Origin of the sequence: Nitrososphaera sp. (assembly GCA_039938515.1) — an archaeon.
GTDB lineage: Archaea > Thermoproteota > Nitrososphaeria > Nitrososphaerales > Nitrososphaeraceae > Nitrososphaera.
Map to the genome: position 1 here is coordinate 14,828 of JBDUUL010000024.1, position 22,775 is coordinate 37,602.

Here is a 22,775-nt window from a genome sequence, read left to right on the forward strand (position 1 = left end):
TTAATCACATCTTGGACTTTCCATTGCCAAGTTTGGAAACTAGATCATTCAATGAATTGAGCGCCGTTTCCAAGTGTGCAATAGCTTCATTAGCAAGCTCCGAGGGTTCCAGCAAATTACCAGAATCGCACGAACTGTCTTTTAGCCAGATGATATCAAGATTGTAGTCTCTGTTTTCAATCTCCTTCCTAGTAAATCGCTTAAACCTTTCAGATTCCTTCCGGGGCTTTTGGTTATAGCATTCTTCAAAGTCTCTAAAATAATCATCAGTTAATGGGTGTCCTTTTGTAACTTTCTCGATATTTGTCCGAAGGTCGTAGATCCATGTTTCTTCAGTAGGCAAACCTTTCCTAAAGAACATGATGTTGGCTTTAACTCCGGTGGAATAGGGTGTGAACGTTCCTATCGGCAGTCGCAAGATCGTATGCAATTGGCAGTCTGTTAGCAACAGTTTTCGAATATCTTTTCCTGCGTTATCATCAAAAAAGACATTATCAGGTGCGACCATCGCTGCTCTACCTCCCGGATTTAGTATGTTTATTATGTGTTGGACAAAGTTCAATTGTTTGTTTGATGTCTTAACAGTGAAATCTTCCCGTAAAGGAACTTCACCAGCACCTTTTGTGCCAAATGGCGGATTTGTCAAAATGCAGTCATATCTCCTGCTAGAGTGCCTTCCTTCGCTGAGAGAATCGCCATAAAAGATATCGGCCTCAATCTCGTGCAGATAGAGATTCATTAAGCCTAGCCTTCGGGTATCTAGCACGATTTCGCATCCAGAAAAGGTCTTTTTCAGTAGTCTGTTCATCTCTTCTCTTTTCAGCAGAGCACCTTCCTCTGTCTGGCGCATCGTCCATTCGTAAGCGCCTATGAGGAAGCCAGCAGTTCCCAATGCCGGATCATGTATAGTAAAGTCAGGTTTTTCCCGAATGTCTGGCTTCATGCACCTTACGACGCAACGTATTGCTTCCCGGGGTGTGAAGTATTGGCCTGCGCCTTTTTGCTCGGCTGCGTATTTTTGAAGCAATCCTTCATAGGCTTGAGCCTTGAGGTCGACATCAATTGTGGCCCATTCTGTCTCGTCTATTACATTAATTAGCTTCTTAAGATTCACAGGCTCTCTAAACTTTGAAAGTGATCCAGCGAAGATGTCCCCAAGCACTCCGTTTTCCTTTGCCAACACTCTTAATAGCTCGTTGTAGTGGTCGAGCAACTCGGTTCCAGACCTATTCTTTAGCGACTTCCAATCAAAGCCGGTCGGAATGTCCACGCCCTTTTCGTCAACAAGTTTTAGAAAGAGTAGATAGGTTAGTTGCTCAATGTAATCGCCGTAGTTAATCCCGTCGTGCCGAAGGGTATTGCAAAAACCCCAGAGTTTTCCGATTACTTCTGACATAATACCATCACGTTAATTTTTTTCAAGAGTTCTGGCAGTTTGCCGTCAAACACTTCATTTGCCTTCTTCCAAGCACCATGTCTGGAAAAAGGAGGATAGCTAAAATCTTTTTGCTCCACTATTAGGTTTGCAACTAGATGATTTCTTATAAGTGCAAGCCACTTTTCTTGTTCTTCAGTAAACTTGGTGTTCTTCTTTAGCATAGCGATTGCCTTATCGACTTTCTCCTCTGGCGGGATTAGAGGATCGCCATTTGCCGCATGTCTGACAATTCCTACAATATCGGCAAGCGCGTTGTGGTATGCTCTTCTGAGGTTATCTTCGGTGAACCTCTCTGGTCTCTTCGAGAGCTTCGCCCTTAGCTCATTCAATTCCTTGGTTGTAAAGTTTGACGGTTTGTCAAGAAGGATCTTTATTGCATCGATATGGTCAGGGTTTGCCTTCACAAACTTCTCAAATGTCGCAATGTATTCATCTGGCTTGTACTCCTTACCATCCAGTGTTCTGAAGATCAGTTGTGATTCAATGGTATCTTCCTGCCCTTCCGCGACAAGGAATGGCTGCTTTGCCCTCGGATAATCCTCCATCAATTCCAAGAATCTGTCATCTCTTAGAATCCTCATCGTCTCCGCCCAGTTAGTTTTGAGTTTTATGGGCAGAAATGCTGCAAAAGAAGAGATATCACCATCGGGGATAATACTATCAAACATCTCCCTTCCTTCCTCAGAAACGTTCTTTTCTACTCGTTGCAGCCTTCTCACCAAGCACTTAACGTTGTATTCTCGGTCTTTATTTCCATAGATTGCATCTACTAACTCTTTTACAGACCTCGTGGGTTTGTCTGGCGGGTCTGCTGTGAAATCGCTCGCGTTCTTGAAGTATTCTATTACTTCGACAGAGTCAAAGACTGTAAAGTATGATTTGTGAATGTCGTCTGCACGCCTCGTTCCCCTTCCCAGCATTTGCTCAAACAAAATACGCGACTTTACTGGCCTGACAAACACTAGGTTTTCTAATTTTGGAATGTCGACTCCGGTAGTGAGCATATCCACAGTTACCGCAATAGCAGGCTCTGGCCTGTTTCTAAACTCCCTAATTCTCTGTAATGGCCTATCAACTGTAGGACTTCCAGTAATTTTTTGAACAAACCCGTCGCCTCTGCCAAACTCTTCTCGCAGCATCTCAACTAGCATGTCTGCATGAGATGTGTGGGGCAAATCGTGAATAGCAAAGAATAGAGTCTTTGGGAATCTGCCATAGTCGCGCTCGAAATCTAGCGCATACTTCTTGAACTCTTGGACTATCTTCCTGTTCCTATCAGGAGCTGTAGCCTTCCTTTCCAAGTCTGTAGAATCATATTTGCGCTCATCCTCAAGTACGTCAAAGACTTCCTTGCCGCTTTCTGGATCAACGAGCTTAACCTCTTCGCCTGGCTTGAGGAAGAATCCTTTCATCGTAATGTCGGTCTTAATCTTGACAATATCGTAGTCTACCAAAAATCCTTCTCTAATTGCTCTCTCAAGGCCGTACCTGTATACAATATCATTGAAGTATGCCTTCGTGTGGGCTGCTGGAGTAGCAGTCAGGCCAACCTTTATCGCGTCAAAATGCTCCAGAACTTCGCGCCATTTGCCCTCCTCGGTGGAGGTATAACCTCTATGGCATTCGTCTGCTATTATGCAGTCAAAGGCATTGATTGGAATGTCAAGCTTGCGAGCATCGGGCTCAGTCTCGTCTGATTCAAACATTCCTTCAGAGCCAAAGAGATTGATCCTCATTCTCTGGATTGTGCAAATATAGATGTAGGTATGCTTGGGTTGAGGATTCTCCAAATAGTCATCAGGCAGTTTCTTAGAGTTGAACTTCTGGTCTTCAGAAAGATCCTCTTTGCGAATCCCTTGGCTGTATGTTTCGTATATCTTGTCAAACTTTAATCCAGTCTCAGGCTCAAAGGTAGATAGCGCGCCTACTGCCTGTGCAGCGAGGGCCCGCCTGTCAACAAGGAACAGGATGCGCTTAGCGAAACCGGACTTTAGAAGCCTATACATCAGTGTTGATGCTGTGAACGTCTTACCAGTTCCAGTGGCCATAGCAAGAAGCATCTTTCTCTTGCCCATGACTAGCGAGTCTTCTATCGCTTCGATTGCTTCTCTTTGATAAGGTCGTAGGTCTTTAATCTCTACAGGATTGCTCTTGACCCATGATTCATAGCTCTCAGAACCTCTGAGCAGTTTCTCTTCGATAGCACTTGGAGTATGGAACCTCGCTATTTTGTATGACTTGCTAGCCTTGTGTCTCAGGTCACGAAACCAGATGACTTCGCCATTTGTTGAATAGACAAGAGGAAGATGGTATCCGCTGAAATCGAAGTCCCCATCAAAGTCTTGGGCGTACCTTTCTGCTTGGACTAGGACATTCTGAGGGCCCAGGGTCAACTTCTTTGCCTCTACCGCTGCAACTGCTCTGCCATTGAAAAACAGAATATAGTCTGCAGGGCCGCTCGCTGTTGGGTGCTCTCTTACAGCAGCAAAATCGTAATGTTCGCCTTCTTGGAAATTGACTATGTTGCTCCAGCCAGATTCACGCAACAGCCTATCGATAAGTTTGAGCCTTGTCTTCTTCTCGCTCATGTAATTGGGATCTTTCATGAATATGACCAAGCTGGCGTGCTGCTAATGATTTGATATCAAAAACGCACGTTATAATACTATATGTCGCCTTAAACGGACCAAAAACTATGTGCGCAAGTTCAAGTGAACCTTGTAAAAGGCCCTCCCGACTTTGGGTATCTGCTCGGTGTGTCTTATCTCTGTACGAGGAATGATGCTTGGCGCTCAAGCGCCTTCAAACGCCATTCCATGTCCACGATTTCAGCCAGTTTGCCCTTTGTTAAGGCCAAGTCTTTCAGTGCATAGGCTATGCGAATCAACTTTTCAAGGTCTGTATCTGATAGCCTGCCGTCTTCTCCTTCCTGTATCCTTTGGGCCTGCTTTGCCAGCCTGCGAATAATAGTCCTCATTAATTGGCCTTCGTAGCGAGAATCAGACCAGCTGGATTTTGTCAATAAATGACCTCAAATGCAGAAAAAGGCCTCATAAATGGCCCTGATTCGAGCGTGGCTGAGCACGTACCCCCACCCCCTGGCATGATTTTGATTGCCGTCAGTACATTAATCGCATGGCTATCACGCTTTACCACTAATTCTGTAACGCCGTCTGCCATTAGGTGTCAGACACCTCGATAAACCCAAGGCCTTCTTTTTTCATTATTTTAAGGATGGCTTTGCGGCCTTCAGGTGTCACCTTGAGCAAGTCAAAGATGCCTGTAGTTTGATAGTTTAGTTTTTGCTTTTCTGCAACGGCATTAACGTGATGGGCGACTTTCTGCCATACTATGACATCGCTATTCTCTATCCTCTCTGCGGCTCTTAGCATCCGCAGGTCTAGGTCAGCCATCTGAGCGGTAAGGGCTCGCTTGGCATCAATGTCAGTAGTAGAATTGCGATACTCAATCAAGTCATCGCGAAGAGATGACAGCCTTGTCATCTGTCTCTCGAAGAAACTTGAAAACGGTAGGACCTCGTTTCCTGTTTTGCCCAGTTCTTTGTAGAGGAGTTGGATATCCGAGTTGACGGTATTCTTGTCAATCCTCATTATGCCTGCTATCTTGCGGGCGGATATCCCGACCTCGAAGTGCAGCCGGTAAACTTCTTGGCGGCGCTTGTTTCGCTGTGACTTGGTGTAAGGTGCGAATTTTGACCTATGTTGACTGAAGTTAGCGTTCAGGCCGGCCATAAGATCAGGGCTTGCGTCAAGGCCGGTTGTGACAGACGGATCGGCACCGATATCAGCGACAGAATCAGTCAACTCGCAGCCTCCTGTCTGAGTCTCGGTCAGGAGGGTCAGTTGAGTCAGTTAGGTCAATAGAGCAGGATGTCTGCTGATCTATCTGACCTTTGACGTTTTCAGAATTTGGGCTGTGTTCCTTCATATCTGACCTATCTGCCTTATCTGACCTGCAAAGAACGAGCGGCTTTATCGATGTCACAACTATGTCATTGCCGGGTGCCTGCTCCATGATGTCTCGGATTCCTCTCAGTTTCTTATTGTCTTCGACTCGCATCTTCTTTCCAAGATAAGCCCGCATTTGCTCGTTGCCAGGCTTTTCCATCGCAATCTTCGTCGCTTCTCTAAACTCTATTGGTGCTAGCATTGATAGGACAACTTTTTGAATCTCCTTGATTGCAAATACTCTAGGGTCTTCTGGCGTATAGATAGAACGTCCGTATTGCCTGATGACCGAGTTGTAAAACTCGATTGCAGCATTGGCGTCTGTCTCGTCTGCTACGATACTAAGCCTGAGCCGGGCAAAAGCCTTTGTACATTTGAATAAACTGTCTAAGATGCGCTTTGAGGTAAAGTCCTGGTCTGTGGCGATCTGTACCCAGTGCTCATTTAGCATGGCTTGGGCCTCGTCCGTCAGGACAGGATTGATGCTCTTTGCATAGTGAATGTATTTCTTGATAAAGTTGTAGTTGTACCGATTGCGCTTGCGTTCTCTATCAGACCTCTCATAGGCATATTTGCGATTGCCCTCTGAGGAGCTGTCGCGCCTGAACTCAAAGAGCAAGTCAAATCTGTCTCTTAGAGGCTTTACAAGTGGCAGCTCGGAATCAGAAATGCGGTCCTTGTTCTCCCAGGTAGCGCCTATCTGGTTTGTCGATGCAATGATTGTAGTCGGCGCATCTATTGGCTTGTCAAATCCGTGTTTATTGACATTGAAACAGCCTTCCGCCATAATGTCAAAAAGGAAGGATTGATCCTCGAATGCTATCAAGCCTATCTCATTCACAGCACAAAAGGCTTGCTTTGCCATCACTACGGGCCCAAATTTCAGGACAAACATATCGCCCTCTTTATCGACTATCGCAGTCATGGACTTCGGGCTTGCATATTGAGATGTGACATACTTGCTTGACGGAATGAGTTTTACTCCGTCTCTCAATAAGAGCGACTTTGCCTCCCCCGGGTCGCCGGCGCATAATATGTTAATCCTAGAATCACGGTCTGCAGTATTTACTGCTGAGAGAAGCAGGCCCTTCTTTGGTACGAAGTGGCCGACTACGCTTAACGCAACCATCGAAGTTAGCCTGTCGATTAGTGACCAAGTGTCAGCGCATCTAATCGCCGCAAACTTTTTGACAGCCGCAATATCTTTGCATGTGAGCTCTAGCTCCTCACGGTGTTCATACTTGATACCCGCCGCATGCATTATTGGTGCTAGCCTGCTATTCCTGCCGCCGCCCTTTACAATGTGAATATCGCCTGTCACCGTGACGAGCTCACCGACGCCTACGGATTCGTTATCACTGCCAAACAACACGACAGGTAGTCGTTCTAGCTCGTTCTTTGGCTGTGTATCTTGCATCCAGACGTTAACGGCTGTTAGGTACTCATGGGATGCACTGACTTCAGTGTCCTTGCATGATGGGCATTTACGATATTCTCTTTCATCAAAGCTTGCAAGCGGTACCTTGTACAGTATCTCGTCCACTTTGTCGCAATTGTTACAACGGATCATCGTCTTTGAAATCAAGTTGTAAATATCAGAGCGTGAGACAATGACACCCTGAACGGTATGCCTTCCGCTTTGCTTCCTTAATGCCTGAGAAATTATCAGTGTCGGCGTTTCAAGGGCTGCAAGGAAATTTCTTGAAACGTACCTGTAGCAACTGCAATTCTGTATCCTACATCTGCCACGCTTACCATCAAAATGATCCTCATGCTCCGTCTTGTCATGGCTGCATTTGCACGACTCGGAGATTGTGGCAACTGCTGTCATACTTTCGCAGACACCTGCGCTAACTTCTTACGTGCCAGATTCCCTGTTTCAATGGCAATTTTAGGTCTGTCTGATGCAGAGCGATGTTTTGGGTGTTTTTTGACCAAGTCGTCATTTTGAGGATTGTTACCTTGGTCCATGTTCTTTATCGCTGACAATTTCTTTCTCTTTATCACTTCGTGGATTTCATGGCTCACACGGAGAAGCAATATTGCCACCTTTTCGCGGCACTTCCAGTTCAGCATGACAGGAGCAAATGCAATGAAGCTCGAGGCCCAGACTTGCTGAGACATAACTACCTGTGCAGGTTCCACAAGGAGCTAGGCAATGGTTGATAGTGTCCGTCTTACGAGGGGTCATTGATACGTTTGTCACTCGCTGGCTAGCGCTCCCTTCTTGTTGTCGGTGTCATGTTCACATAGCCGTAAAATTACACTTGAGAATGAATCTTTGAGATTTCCTCTTTTGGCAAGTTCATTGTACGCTCTTTCGGAAACTCGAATTAGCTTTGTTGTCACAGTATGCGCAAGCAACAAAGTTAATTATATAGCTGACCCGTAGTGCTACGGATGCAGTACGACCTAAAGATCGATAGAGCAATCTTAAATGAGCTTTCGGAGGGACAATGTAATTATCGCAAACTCTATCGGTATGTCAATCGACGCACTAAGAGAATAATATCGTTTGAGACCTTTGGTAACCACTTGCGAGATCTGGTGAACCGCGGCATGGTCCTAAAAGAAGATACAGGGCAGAGAGGTAAAGCCGTGACCTATAGTTTATCGGAGCTTGGAAAGAAGAAGGCAAGTCTATTTGTCGCTACGAGGATCACTCTACAGGATAAGTCCACATACGGATTTCTTGAGGCATATCACGCAATTCTTCTATTCGATGAAAAGAGGCCCAAGTTTGTTTCGTTAGCTGAACTAGAGGATATCATTTCCAGGCAAGGCAAGAAACTCGATGAGTTTAAAGAGGATGAACCATGGCAAGACGGAGATGAGAGAGGATGGAACTGCACATTATCACCATACATTGAATTTATTTTGATAGAAGAGAAAGTTAAGTGTAAAAGCTGTGGATGTGAGGAGTATGTGTTCTCTAGGGCTTTGGTTACAGGACCTGGCATTGCAGCAAAAGATTTTACGAATGTCTATGTGCGCCATCTATATCACAATCGCTTCTCTGACGCACAAATAAGACGTGCACTAGATTGCCTTGAGTCCGAGGGTTACTTAACAAGAGTCGAATCTTTTGACTCTGAGATAAGGTATGCTATCGCTGACAGCCATCTCAGGGACTTTACACACTCACTGAGCATGCTGATATTTTATGAGCGAAATCTAAGGTACTTGTTTTGGTCAAGCGTAAAACGGCCTACTGCAGATGAAGTAGATTGGCTAACATTTTTGGGAGGAGACCAAGATGCCCAGAGTAGTCTAGACTTTTACGCGCTGCAGAGGCGCAAATGTACTGAAACCAATCGAGAGACCGCTTTAGAACAGGCAACCAAACTCGAGCTGGAGATTAGAGAGAAGCGGATTCAGGTCATTTCGGATATGAAACTAATGATAAATGAATATCCGGAGCTTTCAGAAGTATTCTTGAAGAGCCTTCCAAAAGATGTAATTAAGAGTATGAATTGTTGACAGCGAATGACGACCATTTTATTCAGACACTTTGCTTCTATGACCTATCCAATAATCCCTTCTCATACAGAACCTTGTAAATCATGTCGAGCTTGTCTTCTTTTTCCTTCTCTTTGGCCTTGATTTCCTCATAAGCTGCAACGGTAAGCGGATAACTGCACTGAGGATTAGTGCAGTACTTGACATCTGGCGCATTTACGCGGTTGCATTTGGGGCAATTCAGTATCGAAGGCTTGTCCTTGGCTCCCTCAACAATGATTCCTTCTCTGGCTAGAATTTGAAGTTTCAGGTTATTGCCCATCCTAGAGCTGACGTATCGCCCAGGTTGGCGAGAGTTCATTGTCCAGCGAACTTTTTTTCGAAGTGCAAATTCAGGCAGCGAGTCAGAATCGTAAGTAATTGCAGAATGACGGATGCAATAAGGGTTCCATTTCTTTGTACGGAGCAGATGCTCTAAAGTCTCTCGTTCCTTTGGGTCAGTTATCTCGCCCTTTTTCAATAGCCTAGATATCCTGCCTCGTAACGATTGCATCATCTGCCACATTGATTCAGGATTTACAGGAGCGCCATTTTTCAGGCTGCAAATGACTCTAGCATCGGGATTATCCTTGAAAGGATGCAGATTGAGCCAGTCGCGGACATATGGAAATGAGAGGGTTAGTAAAATGGGTCCACCGCCTGTTTTGGTGTTGTGCGGAATTTCACCTTCTGCGTACCTCTCGTTTAGGCGAATGTGCTTAATCTTCAGCACCGTTACTTCGTGATTTCTGGCGTCAAGATCCCAGAAAAGCCCAAGAGCCGCCTTATTTCTTGGATGTGTGCAATATCGCAATATAGACAGAATTTCTCCCTTGTCCCATTTTTCAGCGTCAGCATAAGGACTCTTGCGAGTCGCCTTCATGTGTTGCATTTTCGCAAATGCAGGAGTTTCCCAGCTGTTTGAATCTGTAAGGTCGTCGCGTCCCCGCTGGTTGTAGAGCCATCGAAAGAAAAACTTGATGCTGTCCTGATAGTCGTTGTAAGTAGTCTTCCATTTTTCATCCGGATCAATGTCTTTTGACTTCCTTTTGGTGTCAAGGAATGCGAGGATCTCGGATTGTTTGGAGACATCAAAGTATGACTTCCCGCCAAGGTGCATTGCAAATAATAGGTTCTGATAGACGTGATTCTTGATGTGTCGCTCACTGGCGCCAGTCCGATGCATGTAATCATGCATCTCAAGAAGAAGGGCTGCATTGGCCTGATTCGGCACGTCAGGAAGCCTTGAAATTACTCGGGTAAGACTCATGGGCACTTTTTGAGGAACCAATATCAGCTAAGGAGAAGATGTATTTGAACCCATGAGTAAAATGGGCCGTAAGGGATTTGAACCCTCGACCTTTCGATTATCAGTCGAACGCTCCACCAAGCTGAGCTAACGGCCCGCGAAGGAACAGCAAGTCAAGCGATATTTAATTCGTTTGCCAGATGGCCGCTGCGCTACACTTTTAACCCCAGATTACGATAATTCTAGCTGATCTAGTATAGGCAAGAAAAAAGTACTCTCTGAATCCGCGTTGAAGGAAATGGTTATGCCACAGCAGGGAGAGCTGCTTGGCCGAGTTATCAAACTTGTCGGCGGAGATAACATCATTGTCAAATGCACCGATGGTAAAGTCAGAACTTGCAGGATAAGAGGCAAAATTAAGCGCAGGATGTGGATACGCGACAACGACCTTGTACTCATTGCCCCATGGGACTTTCAGTCTGAAAGGGCAGACATCATCTGGCGCTACATTTCCGCACACGCCGAGAAGATGAAGGCCGACGGTCTTTTAAACGGCCTCGACTGATACTTTTAAATTATCATCGATTTTCGTTAGTTGCGTGGGCCGGTAGTTTAGTCCGGTAGAATACCTGCCTTGCATGCTTTAGGCAGAGGAGACGTAGGTGGTCGTGGGTTCGAATCCCACCCGGTCCACTACATCCCGCGCAATCAAACAAGATTCCCTCATGTCGGCAGGCTTGCGGCTAATTTAGAGAGAAGAGCGCTCTCGTTTGGCTCCTATTCTTTTATACAAGATTTCAAAATGTATATGCACCGAGGAGATGGACTGATTGCGCAGGGATCAGATAATTGAACAGGAAATGTCGGACTTGGCTCATCGTGTCATGCATGCCGACGACTCGATAATATTTTCGGCAGTAGGCCATGCATCGGGCTCTCTAGTCTCGTCGTCTGCACCGCGGCACTTTTCGCCGCAAGATAGGCTTACACAGGCTGACATTGAAAAGTATGTCTTTCAGACAGGCATCAACTGCGCGATGCAGCGAATCTGGGAGCATAGGGCCGGAAGGCTGCGGTATTTTGCATCATATTATGACGGGATGATGCTAGTAACAGTTGTTCTAAACGAGGATTATTTCTTGCTGACAGCTATTGACCAGGCTGGCGGCTCGGTTGATGGCTTTATTACCAAGAAAATAATACCTTCGCTTTCCAAAATGATGCATTAAGTAAGCGCAAGTCATTTTTATTGGCCGGTTTTCAAGAAAATGACGTGCGCGAAAGACAGGTAGTATGCGCCGTTAGGAAGGAGCTTTGGACAGCAGCGGACCCTGTCAGGGCGCTATTGCTTGCCAAGTATTTCAAGACCGGCCCCGGTCAGTACGGGCACGGTGACCTATTCATTGGAATTACGGTCCCGCTGCTAAGACGCATTGCAAAACAACATGCAAAGAATGCAGAGCAGCAGGACATCCGGCAACTTGTTGCGTCGCCCTATCATGAAGAGAGGCTTGTGGGGCTTTTGCTGCTCGTGCAGATGGCATCGTGCCGAGAAATGCTGGAACCTGCTGCTAGGCTCTACCTGACCATCCGCGAAAGGGTGAACAACTGGGACCTGGTCGACCTTTCGGCACCTAAGATTCTAGGGGCTTATCTTGCAGACAAGAATGATCGCTCGGTACTCTACGACTTGGCGCGTTCGAAGGTTGTCTGGGACAGACGCATCGCGATAATTTCTACGTTTTACCTTATCAGAAACAGCGACTTTGCCGACGCGCTGAAGATAAGTAGGATGCTTCTAACCGATGAGCACGACCTCATACACAAGGCGGTAGGATGGACGCTGCGTGAAATTGGCAAGCGCGATTCCAACCTGCTTGAGAGTTTTATACTTGAAAATTACAGCAAGATTCCGCGTACCACGCTTCGCTATGCGATCGAGCGATTTTCAAATGACAAGCGGCTCTACCTCTTACAGCTCAAAGCGAGCGGCGCGATGAGGAAAATGTAGATAGGGTTAAATTATGGTCGGCTCGGATTGGTTTTGCAATGGAATACGTTTACGCTGCACTACTGCTCCACAAGCTAAAGCAGAATATCACCGAGGATAATGTCAAGAACGTGATCAAGGCCACCGGTGCAAGCCCGGACGACGTGAGGGTAAAGGCACTCGTGGCCGCGCTTTCAGAAGTTAACATTGATGAGGCCCTAAAGGCAGCCCCGGTGGCTGTAGCTTCCGCTGCTCCGGCAGCTGCGGCGCCTTCAGGCGGTGCAGCAGCGGCTCCAGCAAAGGAAGAGAAGAAGGACGAAAAGAAAGAGGAAGAGGCGCTCGAAGGGCTCTCTTCGCTCTTTGGTTAAGCGGTTCCCTTTTTTCCTCCTTTTCACTTTATTCCGCTACTAGTTCCAGCCTCTAGTGGGATTTTGCAGAGTATTTTTAAGTCAAATTCCATCTCCGCAAATTTATGAAAAGACTTGTCATTTTCGCACTGATAGGAGTGTTGCTAGTGGCGGCCATTCCGCTTACTGCAATGGTTCCCAGTGCGTCGGCAGCCAAGGCCGGAAAGAACCAACTAAATGCTGGCGCCAACGATGCCGTCATCGCTCGCCTGCATGCGAGAGGATACGCGCTTATTGGAGGTAATGGATTGCAGAATGCGACCATTAACCTGCACGGGCCTGCCCACCACACCACAGACAAACGCATTCTTATTCCGTCATTTGACGGCACCGTAAACATCGGAGGAAAAGCGTATGATGTGAGTGGTCAGGGCGTGATAAAGGTCGGTCCAGGTAGCAAAATGATGGATGTGCTTGTGATTCACGGCAAGGTTTCAAACGGCTCGAATCACAACCTTCTGCTGCGCTTTATAGTAGGCCCCGGGAACAACGGCACTCACACAATTGTTGGAAATCCCGCAGGCAGGATGGGCATAGGAGTGAAGCTTGTTGATATGACTGGCAAGCTTATTCTGAACGGCACTTCTTCTGGAGGCGGCGGAGGTTCTACTCCGGGTCTTGACCACTTTACGGTGAGCCCGATTGGCAACCAGACAGCAGGGCAGCCCTTCAACTTTACAGTAACTGCCATCTCGACCAACGGTACTGTTCTTGATAGCTATAACGGAACTGTTAGCTTGGGCACCAACGATGGTACTAGTCCCGCAGGCAATGAAAGTATCTTTACACCAGAGACTTACAGCTTTGTTCCGGGCTCGGACAATGGTGTCCATACGTTCTCATCGACAATGTACAACGCAATGAGCAGCGTATACATCAATGCCTCGGGCTCAGGCAAAACCGGCATGAGCAATTCCTTTGCAGTAGTACACGGCAACTTGGCGCAGGTGAGAGTAAACCCTCCGTCAATCACACTTGTACCAAATGCCACCCAACTATTTGCCGCTTCAGCTTTTGACAGCTTTGGAAACCAAATGTCTGGAACAGCCTTTAACTGGTCGCAGACCACAGGCATAGGCACCTTGAGCCCTGGCAATTCGTCAATGTTTGAATCCTTGCACGCATCCACAAGCACAGCGGGCGCCAATGGCACCGTGGTTGCAACGGCAAACGGCACAAGCATCAGCGGATCGTCATCAGTAACGATAAGTTCAGCCTCGGTACACTTGGATCACTTTGCAATCAGCTTTATCCGCTCGAACCAGACAGCGGGCCAGCCCTTCAACTTTACGGTAGTAGCAGTAGACAACCTTGGCGGCATAATGACAGGCTTTAACGGCATGGTCAACCTGACAGGCACGGACGGCTCCAGCCCGCTTGGAAACGCAAGCATGTTCAGCCCGCAGAGCTACGTATACCAGAACTCTGACGCGGGCAGGCACGTGTTCTTTGCGACAATGTTCAAGGCTATGCGAGGGGCAACAGTAACTGCAAGTGGAGCGGGCAAGACCGGCAGTTCAAACCCATTCAACGTGGTTCCAAGCGCAATAACAAAGGTCACAATCACGCCAGACAATGTTACCATTACGGCAAACGCCACGGTGATAGCGACCGCTAACGCAACCGACGCCTACGGAAACCCGGCGAACTCGGGCTTTGAGTGGAGCATCAGTCCGACTTCAGGGGTGGCAACTGTGACTCCGACTGCAAACACCCACAGCGCTGCAATAAGGGGAGCCAACGTCAGTACAGTTACGACGGGCACCCTGACAGCCAAGGCATCGGGGACCTCGGTGTCAGCAACCGCCCCGGTCAAGGTCAGCCCGTGACCTTTTCCTTTTTCTTTTTTTTCAAAAGCCATAAATTAAAACGATGGCATTCTAGGCATAATTGTCAGGCCTCAAGTTTTGCTTTGGGCCGGTTCCAGCCATACTTGCTGCAATCTGCATAACTGGCGCTCTTGCAGCCCCATTTGGCGACCCTCGCCTGCTCGTCGTGGCAATTCCCATAGAGGTCCTCTTTATTGCGCTTACAATTCTTACTGCCCTTGGCTACAGGAAGGCGTTGTATGCGTGCCTCCCGTTAGCCGGAATAGTAATTATAGGTAATTCTCTGGCACCTCCGCATGTCCAGATAATGACAACATTTTCAAAGCCACTTAACGCGGTGCTGTTGATAATAGGTGGCTATGTACTCCAAGTGGCGTTGATTGCCGGAATATTATCAAAACTGAAAAAGGACAGGGCCCTAGCACGCTCCCGTGCGGGAGACCATAGTCCTTCAATCCAAATACTGGCGACATCAGTTAGTCATGTTGGCCAACACATAATCATCCTGACCAGCTCTTTTCGGATAGGGGCTAGCTCGGCTGCGCTTTTTGCCGACCGCTTGGTTCCTTTCTTGGACCAAGTGCCATTGCAGCCTCTATTACAGAGGATCAATGAACCTAGGCAAGGGGCGCAGATCTTGAAAAGCTCTAGGATAGCCTAGTGACATAGTGAACTCTGGCAGATACAACGCTACGGGTAGCGCTACTGGTAGCTTAGTCTGCTACTGGTAGCGAGTCAAAAAAATTAGCCTTACTAGGCTATAGGATGACAGAGTAACGACTAGGCAAGTGTTATGACACTGGAAATGGTCGTTCGGATAGGGGCAAGATAGGTATGTCGGCACTTACATCAGATAAGCAAAAAGGCAGGGCTTTTCCCAAAGGCTCAAGACCAACGATTAATCAGGTAAGGTCGAATGGCAACTTCATCCTGATGCCGCTGGAACCAGGCAAATGTTACTGGGTCCACAGTGGCAAAGATAGAGCCATAAAGTTCAAAAATTCAGATTTCCCGTCAGAATGTTACCTGTTTACGATCGGGAGACACCTGACATACGAACAGGCGGAAAGATTGAAAGCAGATTACATAGCTTCACATCCAAACGCAATACAAGATGCAGCTAAAAGAAAGCAGTCCGTGGTTCAAGCGAAGGCGTATACGCGATCATCAGTTGAGCCTAACAGTCTGAATGAAACAAAAAATGCGGATGCCAATAACAAGATCGGTTTTGGAGTTGCAGATCCGCGTTCCAAGTCTCAATTCTCATATCCACTTTTCTATGATCTGGCAGCACCCTCAACCTCAAAAATTGTACTGCAAATGCAAGAAATGATTTCTTTCCACCTGCTCCTACCCCTACTAGCAGAGGTACAGTCGAGTGCGGGAATGCCTCTTGACCTAATAAGGCTGGCTCGCGCAAATTTGATCGATAAGTTCAATAACGAGGTCATACGCAAAACGGCAAATACTTAATTTCCTACGATAGAGAATAGCACCAGACATATTTGGTCAGTTTTGTAGGGGTCGAAGACTTAGAAAGTCCCTCGGATCTGTGCACATCTTTTGGAAGTTAGATTTGCCGAGTGAAGGAGAGCTACTGTGGCGTGTAGCCCTTCTTCTTTGCCTCGTTAGCCAGTGCCTGAGCCTTGGCCTCTGCCCTTGGAAGAACGTACTGGGCGGTATCAGGCGCAAGGTACCCGGACTCTGCGGCAAGCGAGCGTGCCTGCTGTTCTGCCTTGACGAGTAGAGGAGTAACGGTCTCGGGCGTCATGTAGCCGACCTCGGTCGCAAGCGCGAGTGCCTGCTGGAACGAACGGATCAGTTCGTCCCTGTACTCGGCCAGATTAATCTGGAGGTCCCGCTCCTTGAACATCAGGCCCTCTGATATCGCAAAGTTGACCGCGATGCCCGCCTCAATCGGCTTTATGTTCAGTTTGCCGAGAAGCGAGGCGAGTGCCTGCGAGATGACGTCGCCGGGCTTTGCGGCCACGGTGTCCTTGTTCACCCAGATAGTGCCCTGGTCTATTTTCGTCTGAATATTGGCGACCTTGAACTCGGAAAGCACGGGTCCGGGAGCAATCCCGGTGTTGCCAGCAGGGACCACAATTTCCTTGCTTGCAATGTCGCCTCCTTTGGCCGGCAGGAACACCTTGTTCTGGGCAAAGATCAGGTTGAGCTTGAACGGGCTGATGTTTGTAAACATGAGCGCGCACTGGCCTTCGAGTTCCTTGCTCAGGTTCTCCATGCCTGCAACGCCCTGGACCTTCTCAAAGGCCCGTTGCGCAACCTTGTTTTTGATTATCCTTATCTTTATGTCACTTCGGAATTTTTTGCGCAGCATCATGAGTTGCGTTGCGCGCACCTTGGTCATCTTCGAGAGCGCTATTACGTTGTAGTTCTCGGGTAGCTGCTGGAGCTCCTCGTACATCAAGCGCTTTTTCTTAGGGTAGTGCTTGCGTTGCTGCTGCGCTACTTGGGCCAAGTCCTATTCCTGCTCCTTCTTGGCCTCTTTTAGAGACGATAGCTTGACGCCCTTGCCCATGGTGAATTTTATCATGGCGTTCCGGATGTTCTTGTCGCCCTGCGGAAGCTTCTTCTCAATCGCCGCAATTACGGCACTTGCGTTTTCCGCTAGCTGGCTGTCTTCCATCTTTTCGTCGCCTATCTTGGCCGCAACGTTCAGCTGGCTCTTTGCCCTTACTCGCACCGAATTTCTGAACCTGTTGGCAATGTTCTCGACCGGCGCCCCATAGGGAAGAGGCGTGGGCATCTTGCCCTTTGGACCCATGAACTGACCCAGAGAGCGACCAACCGAGGCCATCTGACCCGTGTCGGCAAGGAAAAAGTCGTGACCGCGGACTAATTTTCGGGCCTCGCGCTTGTTTGTGCCAAGCCTGTCAAGTTCCTCAGGAGCCATCACCTTGTCAATCCCTGCGGCTCTGGCCCGGGTCCCGAGGTCTCCTCCTCCAATAACGCAAATGGTCGGCTGCTTGCTTGGCTTGTGGGGAAGGGCCACCACCTCGTTAAGGTTGAAACCTTTCTTTACGTCGATATCCTTCAGAATAAGTGTCAACTCGGCGGACTGGCTAAACTTGCGCTTGGGCGAACCCTCTCTAGCGCGCTTGACCAGCTCGAGCAGTTGGCTATCGCTTACCATAGCTTGTACAGCCAGAAACTGGATTGGAAGCCACTTAAAATCCTTAGCCTCCGTAGGGACGTTACTTGTAAGAAGCGCGTATTCTTGCAAACAGCGAGATCTGCAAGGCAATGATTACTGAAATGAGAGCAAGTATAGGCAAGATGATAGAGTTGAGCTGTCCCGATGCATCGCGGAGGCTATTGATGTCTGTGTCTATCGACGACTTGGCTTGGTTAACAGAATTTGAGAGTGTCTCTCCCGTCTTGTTCAAAACTACATTAGTGGTGGTGAGCTGGTTTTGAAGGTTGACAAGCTGTTTGTTTGTAGTGTTCAATTTTGTGTTTAATTGGTCAACCGACTGCTGTATTGAGCCGATGGAGCTGTTGCTGACCGTGATCACTTTAGAGTCATGGGCAAGGTATCCTTTGTAAAAGGCTATTGCATGTATGATATAGGTGCCCTGCTGCGCAAGCTTGACGTCTGCATAGTACAAGCCCTCATGCAGCTGTACAAAGCTCTTGCCCAAGTTTATCGTCTGGTTGCCTCCGCTTCCGTAGTGTATGTGCGAGCTTCCCAAGAGATCGGTCCCGTTAGAGTTTACCAAAGCGCCATCAAACGTTACCTGAACGAAAACCCGAAAAGTGCTATTAGTAGAAACTTGCGTTGGCGAATCGAGTTTTGCGGCAAGTGTGTGTTGTTGCGGAATCTGGCTCACCGCTGCGTTCTGTGTAAAGACTATCGGAATTTCCTGGGTGTTTGGTGACCCGATGCTTGAAATCACTTCAAGGTTGTATATGCCGTATGGATAAGTGTTGGAGGCTGGAGGCCAAGTGAATAGCTGCGCTGTAAAGATTCCATTCTTGTCTAACTTGAGAATATCTTGCCTCAGGACCTTTCCGGCAGGGTCTACAAGGCGAGCTACCAATGTGTCGTTTGCCGCGCCTTTGCCATAAACTACCACAGTATCGCCTGCAGAAAATGCGCCTTGGTTTGTTCGGAAAAGAAACTCTGCCGCGTCCGCCTTCTTTACAAGCGCGCTGGAATTCAAATCTGGAATACAAGCCATCGCACTCACAACTAAAAAGGATGCAAGAATTATTCTGACAACTTCAAAGCCGCCTTGATTACTCCGCGCCAATTTGAGCAGCTTGCCTATATTGGTTAGAATTGCCATGAGCTTTCAATACTTTGACAGGAATTCGGTATTTTACATAAAGACTTCAAAAAGTTCAGACATTGTATCGATTTGCTGTTTTCAAAAAAAGAGAAGGAAAGGGAAGGATAGGAGTCATTCACTCCTATCTCTATACTACGTTGACCGTGGATGTTGATGTTTGTGACAGTAGCTGTGGCGTTGCGATGTTGGTCACAATGAAGGTCCTTACAGTGTAGGTGCCAGATGTGTCTGGAGTCCATGAGCTACCTACGTTAAGGCTTCCACCTGCATTGAGGGTGCCAGTTTGGAACGTCAGAGATACGGTCACGTCGTTTGAGTCTCGGACTTCAATGATTGCTGCGAATGGCTGTGCATTGTTGTTATTGTTCTGGACTGTGGTTGCCAATACTACCTGCTGGCCTGCTGTGATTTGTGAGACTTGTGTGCCTGCAATGCTCTGTGTCTGTGGTGCGGTTACTGATGTTGCGTTGTTGTTGCCTAACCCGCTGCTTGAGCCGATGACAGTGTTGAAGAAGAAGTCCTTGCTTGGGTCAGCTACCTGTTTGACTCTTGTTGCGAAGTCTGCGGGGTACTTGTCGTTGTACTTGACGGTCAGTGTGTCGCCTGTCTTGACTGAAACAGAACCTGCTGAAACGCCGGTTGTTGTCGGGATGTTAACGGTAAAGTTGCCGGTGTTCGGTCCAGTCTCTAATGCTGACAGTGTGATGCCTACCGCGTCAGAGGTCGAGTATGCCCTGATTGGTATGCTGTCGACTGCTTCGCCGTCAGTGTTTGCATCTGGATCGCTAACGGTCAAGGTGAATGAATCTCCCGCTGCGATTGTCTGTCTGTCGGTAGAGAATGTCGGGTCGAAGCTCTGAACTTTGAATGTGGTTGCAACTGTTACCTTGTTGCCGCTTGCATCTTTTTGGTCTGTGTATCGCAGTGAAATTGTGTCACCCGGAAGTGCTGTGCCAAATATTTCCTTGCCTGCGCCACTGAATGCGCCGCTAGTTGCGGTGCCAACCGCTGGTGTCAGTGTCAATTTGGTGTGGAAGATGCCTGTGTTTGCGCCTGTCTCTTCACCCTGGATACCTGTCGAAAGGACGTTTGCATTAGTCGCGTCTGAAGTGATTCTCAAGTAGTCAGCTGTCGGATCAGTGAGGTCAACACCTTGTGGGTTCACGTTGAGGTCGTTGTCTTTTACATCAATGCCCACCTTGGTTCCTGGACCGACGATCGTTGGCGTAACTGTGACCATACCTGTGGATGTTCCGACCTTGAGGTCAAGTTCTCTGTCGACGTTTACTGACAGGTCGCTTGCAACTGAATCGGTGTAGTGTACTTCAAGGGTTGTTGCAAACTTGTTTGTTGGCAGGTCACCTATTTTGACATCCTTGCCTATCTGGATATTCTTTGTAAAGATGCCAGTATTAGGTCCTGTTTCCTGCAAGTTGGAGATGACTGTGTCTGAGCTTACTGTGTCGTCGCTTGTGTGTAGAGTTACGCTAGCCTGCTCGGCAATCGTGTTGTCTCTGTTCAGGTCTGGGTCGTTGAGTGTGAGTGTGATGTTGTCACCGTTTCTGACGATTGAGTTTGATGATGTTACAGCACCATCGTAGTCCTTCAAAGTGACAGATATGCTTGAGGATGTTCCGCCAGATGTGTATGTGAATTTGACTTTTGCGTTGTTAAGATCGGCAATGCTAGCGGTTCCCGTGTTGTCAAGAACATACTGGTATGTGAAGATACCTGAGCTTGCGCCTGTTTCAGTGTATATCTGTGGAGTTAGTGCGTTTCCACCGCTTGTGAAACCACCGATCGATCCTGCTAAGGAAGAACCATCACTCTTGGTGATAGCGACTGTCAGAGGGTTTGCAGAAGCTGGACCGAGAAGCGGACTGTCAATGCTGCTTGGGTTGATATTCAGACTCTGGTCGGTTACTGTGATTGTGAACTTTACTTGTCCACCCGGAGCTGCAGGGTTTGGAATTGTTGTTCTGTCAGTGTCAATCGTTACTGGAGGGTTGCCTACCGTAATGTCGACAGTGCTTGTTTGTGACGGTCTTTCAGAGAAATCACGATATTTGAACTCGACTTGGTCACCGTCTTTCAGACCGGCAGGGACTGTTGTCTTGTATGCAGTGTTGATAATTTGCATGTCCAAATTGTTTGCCGTAAAGACGCCTGTGTTAGCACCTGTCTCGACAAAGGTTACAGTCATTGGAGATCCGCCAAAGTTCACACCAACGCCAGCAGCTTTGACCGTCAGTGCAGCCAAGCTAGCTGTGTTACCCACACTTGCTGTAGGCACAAACTGAGATGGATTCAGTGCGCTCGAGTCTGCGCTGTTGAATGTAATTGTGAATGAGTCTTGTGTGTCTGGGTTGAGGTTTTGGTCATTGTCAGTTATTGTGAGTGGGAACTTTGAGTTTAGGCTTACTGTTGGTTGTGGAGCACTAACCTTACCTACCACGTGTGACACCACAGTTACCTGCTGGAACACCTTGCCGAGTATGTTCGGGTCGGCTGCGGGGTCTGTGTATTTTATGTAGAGGTTGTTGTTTTGTGAAAGTGTTGAGGCGTTGAGGAATATGCCTGTTGTTCCCTTAGTTGCGTTGTCATTGAAGAATGAGTCGCCTGTTGTAAATTGGATTGCAATCTTGTTATCAGTTGTGTCTGGGACAAAAACGCCGCTGTTAAAGTCGGTTTCCTTCATTGGTACATTGCAGAACTTGTTGTCGGAAGTTGCCGATGCTGTAACATTGTCCATCGTGATACAAACTAGACTTGTGAAGTTGTCCCTTGTTTTGGTGTCAATGTTCCTGTCCTGATCGTTAATCTGGATAGCGATGCCGTTTGGAATGTTTACAGTGTTCTGAAGTGTGAGCTGACCGTCAGTATTTTGCAGTGTAACTGTCTGAGATGAGGTTACTGAGGGGTTTGGAATTGCTGCGTTGTACGGGGCTGTTGCACTTGCAGGGAAGTCGGTTGGATATACATCAAATCCGTGCAGTGTGAACTGTGCCGTTCCGGGGAATGTTGCAGAGCCAACTCGTCCGCCGTTTGATGGGTTTAGAATTGTGCCAGAATTCGAGCTTGTCACGTTAAGCACAAGGTCGAAGGCGCCGTTGTTCTGTCCCTCTTCAATGAATTTAGCACCTGTAAGGTTCATGGTGCCGCCCACTACTGTTGCGATAGCATTGGTTGCGTTGAAAGAGTCAATTGCTGTCGGGTCGATGTTGCCGTTCTGGTCGTTGAGTGTGAGTGTAACCTTGTTTCCATTACCAGCTACTGTTCTGTCGATGCTGGCTTTAACATTGCCCTTTGCAAATTGCACTGTTGTGGTTTGGCCACCATAAGTGATTATGATTGAATCGCCGTCCTTCAGTGGGGCAGAGCTTGAGCTGATTGGGAATGAGTATTCAGATGGAATGGCGCCAAAACCTGCGGCCGCTTCAGTTGTGCCGTTAATTACGGGGGTCTGGCTGATTCTGACGATAATTGGGGGGCCTGCTGTGAATGATGGACTTGCTGGTTTGAATGGGCTGTTTGAGGTGGTCAGATAGAACTCGAATGTGCCTGATGTTCCAATGATTGGAACTGTGATGTCTTGCTCAAATAGAGAGGTTGAACCGCGCTTTACTGCTACGTGTGGTACGATTGTATCCGTAGCTGTATCTTTTGAAGTGTCCGTAATCAGGACTCTCTCCAAAGCAGGGCCATAGAACTGGCTGCTGCTAGTGGTGATTGTCACTGCTGCGAAAGCACTTTTCGGCGTATATGCGACTATGCCTACTGCTCCAAAAACAAGCAGGGCGATAATAGCAATGCTCGCCGATTTCTTGTATCCACTGCCTTTGGCAAATGGATTAACATCTATGTTCATGTACTATACGTCACCGTTTGACGAGCGCGGTTACTGAAGTCGATATATAAGACTTATGAACAAAACGTTCATTCATTACGAATTTGGGAGAATCTGCCAATAGATAATAACAAGAGTGTTAAAGATTTACTAAAAAACATCATAAAAAGATAATCGCTAAACGGATTATGCTTAATTTATTGTAATAATCGGGGCTAAAATAGTAAATGTAG

19 protein-coding genes and 2 tRNA genes are annotated in these 22,775 nt (G+C 47.5%); 9 read left to right on the top strand and 12 right to left on the bottom strand.

Annotation, left to right across the window (positions count from 1 at the left end; all coding sequences use genetic code 11):
• Positions 1-4: 4 nt before the first annotated feature.
• The 6 genes from ABI361_12735 to ABI361_12760 all read right to left on the bottom strand — a co-directional run bounded on the left by ABI361_12735 (position 5) and on the right by ABI361_12760 (position 7,530).
• Positions 5-1,396 (bottom strand): class I SAM-dependent DNA methyltransferase, encoded by a 1,392-nt coding sequence (locus tag ABI361_12735; GenBank protein ID MEO9321526.1) that lies wholly within the window; start codon positions 1,394-1,396, stop codon positions 5-7.
• Positions 1,384-4,044 carry a type I restriction-modification enzyme R subunit C-terminal domain-containing protein gene (locus ABI361_12740; GenBank protein MEO9321527.1) on the bottom strand — a complete coding sequence of 887 codons (2,661 nt, stop codon included), beginning with the start codon at positions 4,042-4,044 and terminating at the stop codon, positions 1,384-1,386. Before ABI361_12740 ends, ABI361_12735 begins: the two co-directional genes overlap by 13 nt.
• 155 nt (positions 4,045-4,199) lie before the next feature.
• A complete protein-coding gene (locus tag ABI361_12745) occupies positions 4,200-4,460 on the bottom strand; it encodes a hypothetical protein (GenBank protein ID MEO9321528.1) in 261 nt (86 codons plus the stop codon).
• A 157-nt stretch (positions 4,461-4,617) separates the two neighbouring features.
• Positions 4,618-5,262 (bottom strand): hypothetical protein, encoded by a 645-nt coding sequence (locus ABI361_12750; protein ID MEO9321529.1) that lies wholly within the window; start codon positions 5,260-5,262, stop codon positions 4,618-4,620.
• Positions 5,255-7,237, bottom strand: coding sequence for a hypothetical protein (locus ABI361_12755; protein MEO9321530.1), 1,983 nt, complete (start codon positions 7,235-7,237; stop codon positions 5,255-5,257). Before ABI361_12755 ends, ABI361_12750 begins: the two co-directional genes overlap by 8 nt.
• The gene (locus tag ABI361_12760; protein MEO9321531.1) at positions 7,234-7,530 is read right to left on the bottom strand and encodes a hypothetical protein; all 297 of its coding nucleotides are present in this window, start codon (positions 7,528-7,530) and stop codon (positions 7,234-7,236) included. The genes ABI361_12755 and ABI361_12760 overlap by 4 nt, the downstream gene beginning before the upstream one ends.
• A gap of 435 nt (positions 7,531-7,965) precedes the next feature.
• On the opposite strand from ABI361_12760, the gene ABI361_12765 reads away from it, so the two are divergent.
• Positions 7,966-8,886 (top strand): hypothetical protein, encoded by a 921-nt coding sequence (locus tag ABI361_12765; protein MEO9321532.1) that lies wholly within the window; start codon positions 7,966-7,968, stop codon positions 8,884-8,886.
• Positions 8,887-8,923: 37 nt separating this feature from the next.
• On the opposite strand, the gene ABI361_12770 is transcribed toward ABI361_12765, so the two are convergent.
• Positions 8,924-10,195: a hypothetical protein gene (locus tag ABI361_12770; GenBank protein ID MEO9321533.1), complete on the bottom strand. Its 1,272-nt coding sequence runs from the start codon at positions 10,193-10,195 to the stop codon at positions 8,924-8,926.
• A 41-nt stretch (positions 10,196-10,236) separates the two neighbouring features.
• Positions 10,237-10,310: transfer RNA gene (locus tag ABI361_12775), tRNA-Ile, on the bottom strand.
• A 99-nt stretch (positions 10,311-10,409) separates the two neighbouring features.
• Between ABI361_12775 and ABI361_12780 the strand changes: the two genes are divergently transcribed.
• The 8 genes from ABI361_12780 (at position 10,410) to ABI361_12815 (ending at position 15,852) form a co-directional block, all read left to right on the top strand.
• On the top strand, positions 10,410-10,718 hold the full coding sequence (locus ABI361_12780) for a translation initiation factor eIF-1A (protein ID MEO9321534.1): 309 nt from the start codon (positions 10,410-10,412) through the stop codon (positions 10,716-10,718).
• Between the two features lie 36 nt (positions 10,719-10,754).
• Positions 10,755-10,846 (top strand) — tRNA-Ala (locus ABI361_12785).
• A 137-nt stretch (positions 10,847-10,983) separates the two neighbouring features.
• Entirely contained in the window at positions 10,984-11,382 is a 399-nt protein-coding gene (locus tag ABI361_12790; protein ID MEO9321535.1) for a hypothetical protein, read from the top strand.
• Between the two features lie 44 nt (positions 11,383-11,426).
• Positions 11,427-12,164, top strand: a complete 738-nt coding sequence (locus ABI361_12795) for a DNA alkylation repair protein (protein MEO9321536.1) — start codon at positions 11,427-11,429, stop codon at positions 12,162-12,164.
• A gap of 38 nt (positions 12,165-12,202) precedes the next feature.
• Positions 12,203-12,511: a 50S ribosomal protein P1 gene (gene rpl12p, locus ABI361_12800; GenBank protein MEO9321537.1), complete on the top strand. Its 309-nt coding sequence runs from the start codon at positions 12,203-12,205 to the stop codon at positions 12,509-12,511.
• A gap of 104 nt (positions 12,512-12,615) precedes the next feature.
• Positions 12,616-14,379, top strand: coding sequence for a hypothetical protein (locus ABI361_12805; protein ID MEO9321538.1), 1,764 nt, complete (start codon positions 12,616-12,618; stop codon positions 14,377-14,379).
• Positions 14,380-14,440: 61 nt separating this feature from the next.
• On the top strand, positions 14,441-15,040 hold the full coding sequence (locus ABI361_12810) for a hypothetical protein (protein ID MEO9321539.1): 600 nt from the start codon (positions 14,441-14,443) through the stop codon (positions 15,038-15,040).
• Between the two features lie 173 nt (positions 15,041-15,213).
• Positions 15,214-15,852: a hypothetical protein gene (locus ABI361_12815; GenBank protein ID MEO9321540.1), complete on the top strand. Its 639-nt coding sequence runs from the start codon at positions 15,214-15,216 to the stop codon at positions 15,850-15,852.
• A 121-nt stretch (positions 15,853-15,973) separates the two neighbouring features.
• Here the strand turns inward: ABI361_12815 and ABI361_12820 are convergent, their stop codons facing one another.
• From ABI361_12820 to ABI361_12835, 4 genes are all read right to left on the bottom strand, one after another.
• A complete protein-coding gene (locus ABI361_12820) occupies positions 15,974-16,861 on the bottom strand; it encodes a 50S ribosomal protein L10 (protein MEO9321541.1) in 888 nt (295 codons plus the stop codon).
• Positions 16,862-16,864: 3 nt separating this feature from the next.
• Positions 16,865-17,536 carry a 50S ribosomal protein L1 gene (locus ABI361_12825; GenBank protein ID MEO9321542.1) on the bottom strand — a complete coding sequence of 224 codons (672 nt, stop codon included), beginning with the start codon at positions 17,534-17,536 and terminating at the stop codon, positions 16,865-16,867.
• Positions 17,537-17,597: 61 nt separating this feature from the next.
• Positions 17,598-18,566 (bottom strand): hypothetical protein, encoded by a 969-nt coding sequence (locus ABI361_12830; protein MEO9321543.1) that lies wholly within the window; start codon positions 18,564-18,566, stop codon positions 17,598-17,600.
• Between the two features lie 256 nt (positions 18,567-18,822).
• Entirely contained in the window at positions 18,823-22,563 is a 3,741-nt protein-coding gene (locus tag ABI361_12835) for a hypothetical protein (GenBank protein ID MEO9321544.1), read from the bottom strand.
• Positions 22,564-22,775: the final 212 nt, after the last annotated feature.